This is a genomic window from Xanthomonas sp. DAR33341, assembly GCF_003992815.1.
Taxonomy (GTDB): Bacteria; Pseudomonadota; Gammaproteobacteria; order Xanthomonadales; family Xanthomonadaceae; genus Xanthomonas; species Xanthomonas cissicola.
In genome coordinates, this window is record NZ_QEYV01000017.1 from 72,045 (window position 1) to 84,120 (window position 12,076).

The following is a 12,076-nucleotide window of genomic DNA, read 5'->3' on the forward strand; positions in this document are numbered from 1 at the left end:
GGTCTGAAGTTGCAAGGCATGGCCAGCGCCACTGACGCGCCGACAAAAAAGCCGCGCAGTGCGCGGCCTGATGCATGAGCCGAACTGAAGATGCTCCTCAGCGGACCTTGGCCAATGCCACGCGGGCGTCGGCCATGAACTTCTGTGCTTCCTGCGGCGTGGCCAGGTTGGCGGCGAGCTGGCTGAGCACCTGCTCGATGTCGCTGGAGGCATCCCAGGCTTCATCGCACAGCATGCCGGCGATTGGGCCGAGATAGTTCAGTGCGACCGCTTCCAGTGCATCGCGGACGCTGTCGTCGGGCCCGGCGCCAGTGGCAACCGGCGCCGCACTCGCGCTTGCGACAGCTGCGGCAGGTGCGGGTGTCGGCGCGACCGGCGCACGCACCGGCGACGGTGCGCCGCCGAGATCCTGTTCAAAACCGCCCATCAACCACTGCCGCGAGTCGTCGCTCAACAGCGATGGTTTGCCCAGGCCGGCACCGGGGTCGACCTGGAAGCGCGCCTTCGCCGCGTTGACCATGGTGAGGCGTTGTACCGCCTCATCATTACGCAGCATGCGGAACACCACTTCTTCGATCTGCCCGCTGTTGATGCGGACGATGCAGGAGTGGTTTTCCTCGGTGACGATGAACAGAAAGCCGGACGCCTTCTTCAATGCCAGCGCTCTGAGCTCGCGCAGGATCTCGATCAGCGGACGGAATTCAGTGGACATGGCGTCTTCCTTGCAGCATCAGGTACGGAATGGGTGACAGCGACTCAGCGTTTGCTGAGGCGCTCCATGGCCAACCGGACGCTGTTGGACAAGCGGGAAATGGCGCGCGCCAGGGTACCGATTTCATCTTTGAGGTTGACCTCTGCGATGGTGTGGTTCCACTTGCCCAGGCTCAGTTCTTCGGCCACGGTGGTCAAGTGCTGGATCGGGCGCAACACGCGGCTCCAGATCAGGGCCCACTGCAGGCCGAGCAACAAGGCGCAGACCAGCAGACCGATGCCGGCGATCCACAGCGACTGGCGCACGATCACGCCATTGACGTCGCTTCTGGGATAGGCCGAGACCAGGGTGAAGCCCCAATCGGGTACCTGTTCCTTGGTGACGACCCAATCATCCGGGGTGTCCTTGACGATCCGCTCGATGGTGGCGGTATCGGTGGTGGCGCCGGTGGTGGACTGGAAGCGCAGCTTGTTCTTGCTGTCGAACACGGCAATGAAACCGGAGTCGAGCACGCGGCGGCTGCTGACCACGTTTTCCAGCGCCTGGGTGTCTGCCTTGTAACCGACGTACCACGCACCGATCACGCGCTTGTCGTTGCCGGCAAAGATCGGCTCGTAGCCGGTGACGTACGGGTTGCCGAGAATGTCGACCACGCCGTAGAAGCTTTCGCCGTTACGCAGCTTGGCGGCGGCCTGGCCGTTCGGATCGAGCACGGTGCCGATGGCGCGGCTGCCGTCGTCCTTCTTGACGTTGGTGGAGATACGCACGAAGTCGTCGCCGGTACGCGAGAACAGCGTTGCGGTACCTTCGTGGATGGCGGTGACCTCGTCGACCAAGGTGAAGGCATTGGCCTGCGAGCGCTGGCCCAGCAGCAGGTCGTTGGCGCTACGATCGGCAACGCGGACGTCGCCGCCAATGCTGGGCGCGCCCTCCTTGTTGGCTTCCCTGCGCAGCTGGCGCATGGAGGAATTGACGCGGTCGAGCATCATCGCGCGCGTGACCGCGAACAAGGTCTGCAAGGACACCGACTGGCGCTCGATCGCGTCGCCGGTTTCGAACTTGACCCGGTTCGCTTCGGTAATGGCCAAAATGACCGTCAGTGCCACCACCACGACCAGCACCAAGGCCAGCACCGGCAACAGCAGGCGCACCCGCAAAGAGTGACGAAGCATCGCAATTCCCCTGAACGCGTTTAAATGATTGAGTCGAGTGCCGCCGCAGCGCAGTGCGACGGTTGGACGTAGCCGTTATCGGCTGCCGAACCAGATGCTAAAGCGGCCCCCATGCCGCTTGGCGGTGCATACGATAGCGTAAGCCGATCGGTTTGAGCGCGCGCGGCTATCGCGCGTGTCGCCTCGCGTTCAAGAATGGTCGACCGTATAGCAAAGGCCACCCCCTTGGTGGCGCGCAGGAGTGGCAAGCCGCCGCTCAGGTCTCCAGCGACAGGATCCCGCGCCGCAGCGCGACGGTGACCGCATGGGTGCGATCGCGCACGCCGAGCTTGCCCAGGATGTTCTTCATATGTGCCTTGACGGTTTCTTCGGAGATGCTCAAGGCACTGCCGATCTGCTTGTTGGAGCAGCCGGTAGCGACCAGGTTCAGCACTTCGGTCTCGCGGGCGGACAGGGCATCATCGAGCACATGGGCGGCGATATTTTCGGCCACCGAGGCCGGCACATGCCGGCGCTGGCCGCGACGCACGTCGCGGATGGTGTCGACCAGCTCGCGGCGCAGCGCGCTCTTGAGCAGGTAACCGCAGGCGCCTGCCTGGAGGGCGCGTACCGCGCGCACGTCGCCGGTGTAGGTGGTCAGCACGATGACCTTGGCGGCGGAGTCGACCTGGCGGATGCGCTGGATGGCTTCGACCCCGTCCACGCGCGGCATCTGCAGATCCATCAGCACCACGTCCGGGCGCAGGCGCGTGTAGCAGGCCACCGCCTGTTCGCCGTCTTCCGCTTCGCCGACCACGCGCATGTCGTGCTCGGCGGCGAGCATGGCACTGAGCCCATCGCGCAGCAGCGGATGGTCGTCTACCACCAGCACGTCGGTTGGTCGGACCATGTCAGCCATTGGAAGTCTCCGTGGATCGTGCGGTGTGAAATGGCCACCACCATCGCTTGGCGCGCAGGTAGGCGGCACGCGCGGGCAGGGTGATCTGGATTTCGGTGCCGCTGCCGGGACGCGACCACAGCTGCATCTTGGCGCCGATGCGCTGCGCGCGTTCCTGCATGCCGGTCAGGCCCCAATGCCCGGTGCGGGCGTGGCCGTGCAGCACATCCGGATCCAGGCCGCAGCCATCGTCGCGGATGCGCAGCGTGAAGTCACGAGAACCGTAACGCAGTTCCAGCGCGATGCCGGTGGCATTGGCGTGCCGGTCGGCATTGGCAAGCGCTTCGCGTCCGAGCTGGAACAGTTCGTCGGCCACCAGGTGACGCAAGCGCATGGGCCGGCCTTCGACAGCGACCTGCAGTGCGGCCGTTGGCGGCGGCATAGTGGCGTTACGCGCCCGCTGCAGGGCGGCGGCCAGGTCTTCGTGCAGGGACTGGCTGTCGCGCAAGCCGCTGACGCGATCGCGGCCTTCGGCCAGCGCGTTTTCGGCCAGATCCACCGCCTGTTCCAGCTCCAGCCGGCGGGGATCGTTCCAGGGGAGCGAGCGGCTGGCGGCATGCAGCCGCAGGATCAGCCCCTGGGTGCCCTGCAGCAAGGTGTCGTGCAATTCGCGGGCGATGCGTTCGCGTTCACGGTAACGCTCTTCCAGACGCGCGCGCAGGCGTGCGGCCACCTGCCGGGTCCGCATGCGCCAGGCGATGCCGAGCGCCAGCAGCAACGCCAGCGCGCAGCAGGCCTTGAATTGCCAGGTTTGGATGAAGGCCGGCTCGATGACGAAGTCCAGGGTGTCGCCGCGCGCATTCCACAGGCCGTCGTTGTTGGCGGCCGCAATACGGAAGCGGTAACGCCCGGGCGCAAGGTTGGTATAGAAGGCCTCGTTGCGGTTGCCGGCGTCCTGCCAACGTGCATCCACCCCTTCCAGCCGGTAGCGGAACCGCACGCGCTCCGGGCGGGTAAGGCTGATCGCGTCGTAGCCGATGCGCAGACGGTCGGTCCATTCGGGCAGGTGCAGGCCGTCCTGACGCGGGTAAGGCCGGTCGTTGGCGACCACGTCGGTGATGAAGACCTTCGGCGCGGTGGGGTTGCGGTAGGTCTGCTCGGGATCGAGCCAGGCCAGGCCCTGGTTGGTGGTGAACCAGAGCAGGCCATCGGCCGCGGCGATCGCGGTAGGCACCGGGCTGGCCTGCTGGGCGACGCCGGGCAGGCCATCCATGATGTCGTACAGGCGCAGCGTGGGGCTGACCACGCCGGTGCGCAGGCTGCGCAGCAGTGCCTGCCTGCCGATTTGCACGACGCCGCGATTGCCGTTCAACCAGAAGGTGTCGTGACGGTCGCGCACGATGCCGGTGATGCCCTGCAACACCGGATTGGCCTGATCGGCCACCTGCTGGAAGCGGCCATCGCTGCGGAGCACTGCCAGCCCGCTTTCGCCAGCCACCAGGGTGAGGGCCGCGCTGTGCCAAATGGCGGTGATCGGGCCGACCGACAAGCCGTTGTTGGCGGCGTAGTGCCGCACCTGCCCGCCGCGCAGCATGCTGAGCTCACCTGTGACGCTGCCTACCCACAGCGCGCCGTCCGGCGCGGCGAGCAGGACCGAACAGGGTTGGTCCAGCAGGCTGGCAATCGCCTGCCAGCGATGACCATCCCAGCGCTGCGGGCCGCTGGCATCGGGACACGCCCAGGGCGTGTCCTGGGCATCGACGGCAAACGCGCGGATCGATCCGGTGCGCACGTCCTGCGGTAGGGGCAAGGCGTGCGTGCGGCCTGCGTGCAGCCGCAGCAGGCGGTTGTCGCCGAGCAACCAGCCGTTGGCGCTGGCGGGCACCTGCAGGGCGCTGGCGGGCGCGCCGCGTTGCAGGGCCTGGATGCCGGTACGCGTCAAGGCCAGCTGACGCTCGTCGCGCAGGACCGCCAGCAACACCGGTGCGCCTGGCGTGGCGACGGTCGCGAAGATCGCCACGGCCGTGGGATGGCCCGGCAGCAATGCCGCCAGTGGCAGCAGGGCGCGATGCCGGAAGCGGTTGAGCCCCAGGTTGGTGCCGGCCCAGAGATTGCCTTCGTGGTCTTCCAGCAGCGGGCCGGCAGTGGAGGAGGTCAGACCCTGCAGCGGGCCATAGCGTTCGAGTACCGGCGTCGGCGATGTGGGCTGGGCGACACGGAACACCCCGCCTGCGACGTAGTCGCTGCCCCACAGCGCGCCGTCGCGCATGAAACGGATGCGATGGGCGAACAAGCCGGGAAACCACAGCCGGTGGCGAACCAGAGCAGGTAACACCGTGCCATGCGTATCGGTGAGCGCGAACACGCCGCGGTGCGGATCGGCGACCCAGACCGTGCCGTCCGGGTGCTCGGCCATGGTGGTGAAGTGCCCGACCTGCTGGCCGCTGGATTCGAAGCGTCGCGCACCCGGTTGCAGCGACAGGATGCGGCTGCCATCGCTCACCCACAGGATGCCGCGGCGATCGCGCAACAGCCATTGCGCGCTGGATTCCGGGTAGCCCCAGTCGGCACCGGCGCGGTGCCAGCGCCGTCCGTCGAACCAGCACAGCCCTCTATCGATGGCGGCCCACAGGCGGCCGCTGCCATCGCGCTCGATGCGGAACACCATCCCATCCGGCACATCCTTGCCAGGCACGAAATGAGTGAGATGGCCGTCGGCCAGGCGATCGATGCCGGCATTGAAATAGCCGATCCACGCGCCGTCGTCCGTGGTCAGCGACAGCGCGGTCATATTGTGCGATGCATAGGCTTCGCCCTCCGGCGCCGCCTGCCTGGTGAAGTGTTCGCCGTCGAACTTGAACAGCCCGAAGCCAGTCGCCAGCCACAGCGCGCCGCCATCGGCTTGCTGGATGTCCCAGATGTCGGCCGGCGCGCCGCGCTCGATGCTCCAGGCGGTGTGGTGGAACTGCAGCAGCCCGTCGCGGGTCGCGGCAATGCCGGCTGCGCAGGCGGGACGACAGAGCATCAGTAGCCACCACAGCGCCACGACCGCTGCCGCGCGCAAGCGCGACAAGCAAAGCGAACGGATGACGGGCTCATGCGGCATCGCATCATTGTCGGGCGTGATCGGGGGAAGCACCACCACCTCTTTCGAGGGACGCACGCGCAGGCCGAATTGGTTTAGCGACTGATGCACGCCGCGCGCGTGATGCGGGAACTGTCGGGCAGCGCGCAACGCCTCGACATGCTGCAGCTCGACTGCACCCCATTGCGGTTGCGTTTGCTTCCCGCTCGCCTCGACGCGTCGTTTCGTGGTGATGACGATTTTGAAAAACTGCGCGCTGTCTGATCAGCGCGACGTTCGGCGATGCGTTTGCGTTCTCTCGATTCCACTGGCACTGCATCGGCATGACGCAGCGCTCTATCGAACGCGCATCACATCCAAACTGCTGCCCATGGCGAACAGGTGCAAGCACTCCCCCGAAAGAGGGAACGATTCGCCTCACCATCAGGGGTAGGGCAGCAAAGCCGTCCCCGGCACCATACGGTCATTCCCCCCGGAGACGCCCCATGGCACCTCTGATTGCCGTTGCTTGCCCCGATACGCGTGCTGCAGGGCGCATGCACATACAGGCATCGCGTGTGCGCGCTGTTGCGCGCGCAATGCAGTACATCGACACGCATCTGTACGAACCTGTCAGCGTGGCGCATCTTGCGCAAGCGGCCTGCATGAGCCGCTTCCATTTCGCACGCGTGTTCCGCGATGCGGTCGGCGCCAGTCCAATGGAGTACCTGCGTCTTCGTCGGCTCGAACGTGCCCAGGCGATGTTGCGCGAGGGCGGCCACACCATCAGCCAGATCGCGACCGATCTGTGCTTCTTCGATCAAAGCCACTTCGTTCGCAGCTTTCGCAACGCCACCGGTTGCACGCCGGCACGTTTCGCCGCGCAGATGGCGATGGAGCCGTGCGGCGCTGCCCTCATGCCCTCGTCGCAGCGGCGCGGCGGTGAATCGGTTTCACTTTCCATGGAGCAACCTGCATGACCACTGCAACTGCCGTACCCGGCACATCCTTGCTATCGCCCGGCGATCACACCCTGATTCTGATCGACCATCAATCGCAGATGGCGTTCGCCACGCACACCATCGACATTTCGGCGCTGCGCAACAACGTGTCTTTGATTGCAAAGGGCGCCAAAGGGTTCAAGGTGCCGGTGATCCTGACGACCGTCGCAGAAAAGTCGTTCTCCGGCCCGTTGTTCCCCGAGTTGCCGGACATCTTCCCGGCGAGCCGGTATTCGATCGCACCAGCATGAACGCCTGGGAAGACCAGGGGGTAATCGATCGCATCAACGCAATCGGCAAGCAGCGTCTGGTGATCGCCGGTCTATGGACCAGTGTGTGCATCGTCGGCCCGACACTGTCGGCGATCGAACAAGGGTTCCAGGTGTACGTCATCACCGATGCTTGCGGCGACGTGAGCGATGAAGCGCACGAACGTGCAGTCACGCGCATGGTGCAGGCCGGCGCTGCGCCCATGACCAGTGTGCAGTACCTGCTGGAATTGCAGCGCGACTGGGCACGTGGCGATACCTATGCGCTGACCACCGGCATCGCACGCGCGCATGCCGGTGGCTATGGCATCGGCATCCAGTACGCCAAGAGCATGTTCGCTGCGCAGGAAGGCGGGCATTGAACGTATCGGCACCACGTGGCACCGCCGGACTTTCATCAGCGTTGCTGATGCTGCGCATCGCTGGCGGCGGCTTCCTGCTGCCGCATGGATTGGGCAAGTTGCTGGGCTGGTTCGGTGGACCGGGCTTGACCGGATTTGCCGCTGAGTTGCATCAGTTCGGCTTTCCATCCGCTGCACCGTTGCCGCTGCTGCTGGCCCTGGTGCAGACCCTCTCCGGGCTGGCGGTCTTGCTGGCGGTGTGGACGCGTGCCAGCGCCGCACTGGCAGCGCTGTTCATCGCAACCACCGTGCTGGTTGCCGTGCCCAAGGGCTGGTTCTGGATGCACGGCGGAATGGAATACCCGCTGATGTGGATGTTGGTGTTGCTGGCACTCGCTGCAGCCGGTGGTGGCGACTGGTCGCTGGATCGCCTGCGTATGCGTGTGGCATGAGCCGCATGCCAGGCAAGCACGATGCCGGACGGCGCTTGTGGATGCAGGGCGCCGCAGCCGGTCTTGCGTTGGGTGCATTGCCGGCTGCTTCGTCTGCATCAGGGAAGTCTTCAATGGTCGATCTCGTCGTTCGCAATGCGCGCATCACCACGCTCGATCCGCGCCAGCCCAACGCTACTGCCATCGCCGTTGCCGATGGGCGCATCGTGGCAGTCGGCGACGACGCGCAGATCATGGCCTTGGCAAAGGGCGCGCGCACCATCGATGCGCAGGGGCGACGTCTGCTGCCCGGCCTCAACGACAGCCACACGCACCTGATCCGTGGTGGTCTGAATTACAACCTGGAGCTGCGCTGGGATAGCGTGCGCTCGCTGGCCGATGCAATGGCGATGCTGAAGGCGCAGGTCGATCGCACGCCAGCGCCGCAGTGGGTGCGCGTGGTCGGCGGTTTCACTGCGTATCAATTCGCTGAAAAACGCCTGCCCACGCTTGAGGAGATCAACGCCATCGCGCCGGAAACGCCGGTGTTTCTGTTGCATCTGTACGATCGTGCCTTACTCAATCGCGCCGCGCTGCGAGCCTGCGGCTACGACAAGACCACCCCGGATCCGCCGGGCGGGCGCATCGAGCGCGACAAGTTGGGCAACCCCACGGGTCTGCTGCTGGCCAAGCCCAACGCGTTGATCCTTTACGCAAGCCTGGCCAAAGGCCCGCGCCTGCCGCTGGAATACCAGGCCAACTCCACTCGCCATTTCATGCGCGAGCTCAACCGGCTCGGGGTCACCTCGGTGATCGATGCCGGCGGTGGTTTCCAGAACTATCCGGAGGATTACCAGGTCATCGAACAGCTGCACGCGGCCGATCAACTGAGCGTGCGTATTGCCTATAACCTGTTCACCCAGAACAAGGGCATGGAGGTCGAAGACTTCCGCGGCTGGACCGAAGTACTGCCGTTACGCAAGGGCGATGACCTGCTGCGTCACAACGGCGCCGGCGAGATGCTGGTATTTTCCGCTGCAGACTTCGAACAATTCAGCGAGCCGCGCCCGGAGCTGCCGGCGGAGCTGGAACCCGAGCTGGAGCAAGTGGTGCGGCTGCTGGTGGAAAAGCGCTGGCCATTCCGTATCCATGCAACATACGACGAAAGCATCGCGCGCATTCTCGATGTCTACGAAAAGGTCAACGCAGACATCCCGTTCGACGGTCTGCACTGGTTCATCGACCATGCCGAAACGATTACCCCGCGCAATATCGAGCGCATTCGCGCCTTGAACGGCGGCATCGCCGTGCAACATCGCATGGCCTACCAGGGCGAGGCGTTCGTGCGGCGCTATGGCGTGCAGGCTGCAAGGCAGACGCCGCCAGTGCGACGCATGCTCGCAGCGGGAATTCCGGTCGGCGCAGGCACCGATGCCACCCGCGTGGCCAGCTACAACCCGTGGGTGGCGCTGTCGTGGCTGGTCACCGGCCGCACGGTGGGCGGTCTGGCCCTGTATGGCGACGAGAATCTGCTCGATCGCGAACAGGCACTGCGGTTGTGGACGCAGGGCAGCGCCTGGTTTTCCGGTGACGAGACCAACAAGGGCACCCTGGCGGCGGGGCAGTTGGCCGACTTCATCGTGTTGTCCGACGATTACTTCCGCATCGACGACGCGGCCATCTCCGACATCACCAGCGTGCTGACCGTCCTGGGCGGGCGTGTCGTGCATGGCGAGGGCGACTTTGCCGCGCTCGCCCCCACGCTGCCGCCTGCCATGCCGGATTGGTCGCCGGTGAATCGGTTCGGCGGCTACCAGGTTGGAGGCGGGGTGAGCGGGCTAGCCGCTGCGCCGCACGCGCATGCGCGCGGCCACGCGTGTCGAGCCCACGGCGCGCACGCGCATGCGGGGCTGCATGCTGTCCCCACCGATGATCTACGTCGCTTCTGGGGTGCCTTGGGATGCGCGTGCTTCGCGTTCTGATGGCGGTATCGCCGGTACATCTACGTGCCTGCATGTTGCACGCGGCACACTTCTGCGTCGTTTGTTTCATTCCATTGGCTGGAGTCTTGCCGCGATGAGTGTTTCTGCCGCACCTGCCGAAGGTGGTGCCTGGGCGCCGCTGCGTGAGCCGGTTTTCCGCGCCTTGTGGCTGGCGATCCTGGGCAGCAACATCGGTACCTGGATCAATGATGTCGCCGCGTCCTGGGTGATGGCCGAACAGACCGGCTCGCCATTGATGGTGGCGGCGGTACAGTCGGCCACCACCTTGCCGGTGGTGTTATTGGCACTGGTCGCCGGCACGCTGGCCGACATCGTCGACCGTCGTCGCTACCTGCTGTTGACCCAGCTCTGGATGCTGCTGGTGGCCGGTACGCTCGCGTTATTGGCGCATCTGCAGTTGCTGGCGCCTTGGGTCTTGGTGGCGCTCACCTTTGCAATGGGCGTGGGCGCAGCAATGGCGATACCGGCGCAGGCGGCGATCGTGTCGGAACTGGTACCGCGCCCGATGCTGGCTTCGGCGGTGGCGCTCAATTCGATAGGCATGAACATCGCGCGATCGATCGGCCCGGCCGTGGGTGGGCTGATCGTGGCGCAATTCGGCCCGCCGTGGGCCTTTCTGCTCAACGGGTTGACCTTTGGCATGATGCTGTACGTGCTGTGGCGGTGGCGCCGCGATGTGCACACCTCGGCGCTGCCGCCGGAGAGCTTTGGCGCAGGCCTGCGCGCAGGGTTGCGCTACGCCGCGCGCGCCGGTCGCCTGCAGGCGGTGCTGATCAAGGCCGCCGGCTTTTTTGTGTTCGCCAGCGCGTTGACCGCGCTGCTGCCGTTGGTGGTCCGCCGCGACATGCAGCTGGGCGCCGGCAGCTACGGCGTTTTGCTGGGCTGCATCGGCGTCGGAGCGATCAGCGGCGCCTTGCTGTTGCCGCGCCTGCGTGCGCACTACGACCGCGATCTGTTGGTGTTCGTTGCCACCCTGGTGTGCGCCGCATCGCTGCTGGGGTTGGCGTTGTCGCGGCTGCTTGGCGTGTTGTGCGTGGTGATGGTGGTGAACGGCCTGGCCTGGATCACGGTGCTGTCGTCGTTGCAGATCGCCGCACAGACCGCCGTCCCTGCGTGGGTGCGTGCCCGTGCATTGTCGCTATATATCGTGGTGTTTTCCGCAGGCATGGCCAGTGGCTCGCTGTTATGGGGTGCGTTGGCCCAACGCACGTCGATTGCCACAGCACTGCAGATCGCCGCCGCCGGTGCAGTGATCGCCGCGCTAGTGGTCAAACGCGCGCGGATTGCCGGAACCGAACAGCTGGACCTTGCCCCCGGTGGGCATTGGCCTGCACCTGCGCAAGTCGCTCGCGTCGAGCACGACCGCGGCCCGGTGCTGGTGACAGTGGAATACCGTATCGCTGCCGAGGCACGCGTCGCGTTCTTGCAGTTGATGACGCAACTGGGCAATGCGCGCCGCCGCGATGGCGCCGTGGTCTGGGGCATCGCCGAAGACGCTGCAACGCCGGGTGTGCAACTGGAATACTTCATCCTCGCCTCCTGGCTGGAGCATTTGCGGCAGCACGAACGCGTCACCGGCGACGACCGCCAATTACAGGAACAGATCCGCGCCCTGCATCACGGCGAGCGCGCGCCGGTGGTGCGCCACTTCGTCGGTGGCGGCGGTGCTGCGCTGCCGCCGCACGCGCACTCGGATATCTGATGCCCATGAACTGGAAGTTCATCAGCGGTGTCGCGTTGGGTGTGGCAATCGGCTTGGGCTGCCGCATGGCCGGCATTCCATCGCCTGCTCCGACGGCTTTCGTCGGCGCGCTGCTGGTGCTGGCAATGACGTGCGGCTATGCACTGGCCGACCGCTTTCTGGCCCAGCGTGCCGCCAAGAATCTGGGGCATTGCGGCAGGCCCGGCGGCCGCGTGGGCCGGCAGGGCGACGCATGAGCCTGGCAGTGCTCGGGGTACTGCTCGCATGGGCGATCGGCATCGGCTGCCGGTTGCTCGACTTGCCGCTGCCCGCTCCGCCACGTCTGACCGGTGCATTGCTCGTCGTGGCGATGAGCGGCGGGTTCCTGCTGGCTGACTGGGTGCTGCGCTGAAGCGGCACGGTGTCGGGGGCTCGCGGCGTGTCCTGCAAGCGGCAAGCGCGTGATGCCCTCAGCCAACCAAGATCTCGACCAAGTCTGCGAAGCGCAGCGAACAGCAACGACTG

Annotated in this window: 12 protein-coding genes; 8 read left to right on the forward strand and 4 right to left on the reverse strand. The window is 65.8% G+C overall.

All coding sequences use genetic code 11. The features are described from left to right. Positions 1-97: 97 nt before the first annotated feature. The 4 genes from EO156_RS05345 to EO156_RS05360 all read right to left on the reverse strand — a co-directional run bounded on the left by EO156_RS05345 (position 98) and on the right by EO156_RS05360 (position 5,867). A complete protein-coding gene (locus tag EO156_RS05345; protein WP_016850425.1) occupies positions 98-712 on the reverse strand; it encodes a hypothetical protein in 615 nt (204 codons plus the stop codon). Positions 713-756: 44 nt separating this feature from the next. After that, positions 757-1,884: a Cache 3/Cache 2 fusion domain-containing protein gene (locus EO156_RS05350; RefSeq protein WP_011051381.1), complete on the reverse strand. Its 1,128-nt coding sequence runs from the start codon at positions 1,882-1,884 to the stop codon at positions 757-759. Between the two features lie 256 nt (positions 1,885-2,140). After that, on the reverse strand, positions 2,141-2,782 hold the full coding sequence (locus EO156_RS05355) for a response regulator transcription factor (RefSeq protein WP_005915741.1): 642 nt from the start codon (positions 2,780-2,782) through the stop codon (positions 2,141-2,143). Then, positions 2,775-5,867, reverse strand: coding sequence for a sensor histidine kinase (locus EO156_RS05360; protein ID WP_029829037.1), 3,093 nt, complete (start codon positions 5,865-5,867; stop codon positions 2,775-2,777). Before EO156_RS05360 ends, EO156_RS05355 begins: the two co-directional genes overlap by 8 nt. An 84-nt stretch (positions 5,868-5,951) precedes the next feature. Here EO156_RS05360 and EO156_RS23910 point away from each other — a divergent pair, with 84 nt between their 5' ends. The 8 genes from EO156_RS23910 to EO156_RS05395 all read left to right on the forward strand — a co-directional run bounded on the left by EO156_RS23910 (position 5,952) and on the right by EO156_RS05395 (position 11,963). After that, on the forward strand, positions 5,952-6,110 hold the full coding sequence (locus EO156_RS23910; RefSeq protein WP_154138548.1) for a hypothetical protein: 159 nt from the start codon (positions 5,952-5,954) through the stop codon (positions 6,108-6,110). A gap of 221 nt (positions 6,111-6,331) precedes the next feature. Then, positions 6,332-6,805, forward strand: a complete 474-nt coding sequence (locus EO156_RS05365) for an AraC family transcriptional regulator (protein WP_005922657.1) — start codon at positions 6,332-6,334, stop codon at positions 6,803-6,805. Next, positions 6,768-7,457: an isochorismatase family protein gene (locus EO156_RS05370; RefSeq protein WP_157382211.1), complete on the forward strand. Its 690-nt coding sequence runs from the start codon at positions 6,768-6,770 to the stop codon at positions 7,455-7,457. Before EO156_RS05365 ends, EO156_RS05370 begins: the two co-directional genes overlap by 38 nt. After that, positions 7,454-7,888 (forward strand): DoxX family protein, encoded by a 435-nt coding sequence (locus tag EO156_RS05375; RefSeq protein WP_016849138.1) that lies wholly within the window; start codon positions 7,454-7,456, stop codon positions 7,886-7,888. The genes EO156_RS05370 and EO156_RS05375 overlap by 4 nt, the downstream gene beginning before the upstream one ends. Positions 7,889-8,001: 113 nt before the next feature. After that, on the forward strand, positions 8,002-9,849 hold the full coding sequence (locus EO156_RS05380; RefSeq protein ID WP_016849137.1) for an amidohydrolase: 1,848 nt from the start codon (positions 8,002-8,004) through the stop codon (positions 9,847-9,849). 94 nt (positions 9,850-9,943) lie between these two features. Beyond that, the gene (locus EO156_RS05385; RefSeq protein WP_016849136.1) at positions 9,944-11,572 is read left to right on the forward strand and encodes an MFS transporter; all 1,629 of its coding nucleotides are present in this window, start codon (positions 9,944-9,946) and stop codon (positions 11,570-11,572) included. Between the two features lie 5 nt (positions 11,573-11,577). Beyond that, positions 11,578-11,808 (forward strand): DUF1427 family protein, encoded by a 231-nt coding sequence (locus EO156_RS05390; protein ID WP_016849135.1) that lies wholly within the window; start codon positions 11,578-11,580, stop codon positions 11,806-11,808. Further along, positions 11,805-11,963 (forward strand): XapX domain-containing protein, encoded by a 159-nt coding sequence (locus tag EO156_RS05395; protein ID WP_005922651.1) that lies wholly within the window; start codon positions 11,805-11,807, stop codon positions 11,961-11,963. The genes EO156_RS05390 and EO156_RS05395 overlap by 4 nt, the downstream gene beginning before the upstream one ends. The last annotated feature ends 113 nt before the right edge of the window (positions 11,964-12,076 follow it).

What these genes read in the sequence shown, in the direction of transcription:
- EO156_RS05345 (WP_016850425.1), bottom strand. Translation starts at nt 712, where the DNA reads ATGTCCACTGAATTCCGTCCGCTGATCGAGATCCTGCGCGAGCTCAGA.
- EO156_RS05385 (WP_016849136.1), top strand. Translation starts at nt 9,944, where the DNA reads ATGAGTGTTTCTGCCGCACCTGCCGAAGGTGGTGCCTGGGCGCCGCTG.
- EO156_RS05390 (WP_016849135.1), top strand. Translation starts at nt 11,578, where the DNA reads ATGAACTGGAAGTTCATCAGCGGTGTCGCGTTGGGTGTGGCAATCGGC.
- EO156_RS05355 (WP_005915741.1), bottom strand. Translation starts at nt 2,782, where the DNA reads ATGGCTGACATGGTCCGACCAACCGACGTGCTGGTGGTAGACGACCAT.
- EO156_RS23910 (WP_154138548.1), top strand. Translation starts at nt 5,952, where the DNA reads ATGCACGCCGCGCGCGTGATGCGGGAACTGTCGGGCAGCGCGCAACGC.
- EO156_RS05350 (WP_011051381.1), bottom strand. Translation starts at nt 1,884, where the DNA reads ATGCTTCGTCACTCTTTGCGGGTGCGCCTGCTGTTGCCGGTGCTGGCC.
- EO156_RS05380 (WP_016849137.1), top strand. Translation starts at nt 8,002, where the DNA reads ATGGTCGATCTCGTCGTTCGCAATGCGCGCATCACCACGCTCGATCCG.
- EO156_RS05360 (WP_029829037.1), bottom strand. Translation starts at nt 5,867, where the DNA reads ATGCCGCATGAGCCCGTCATCCGTTCGCTTTGCTTGTCGCGCTTGCGC.
- EO156_RS05395 (WP_005922651.1), top strand. Translation starts at nt 11,805, where the DNA reads ATGAGCCTGGCAGTGCTCGGGGTACTGCTCGCATGGGCGATCGGCATC.
- EO156_RS05365 (WP_005922657.1), top strand. Translation starts at nt 6,332, where the DNA reads ATGGCACCTCTGATTGCCGTTGCTTGCCCCGATACGCGTGCTGCAGGG.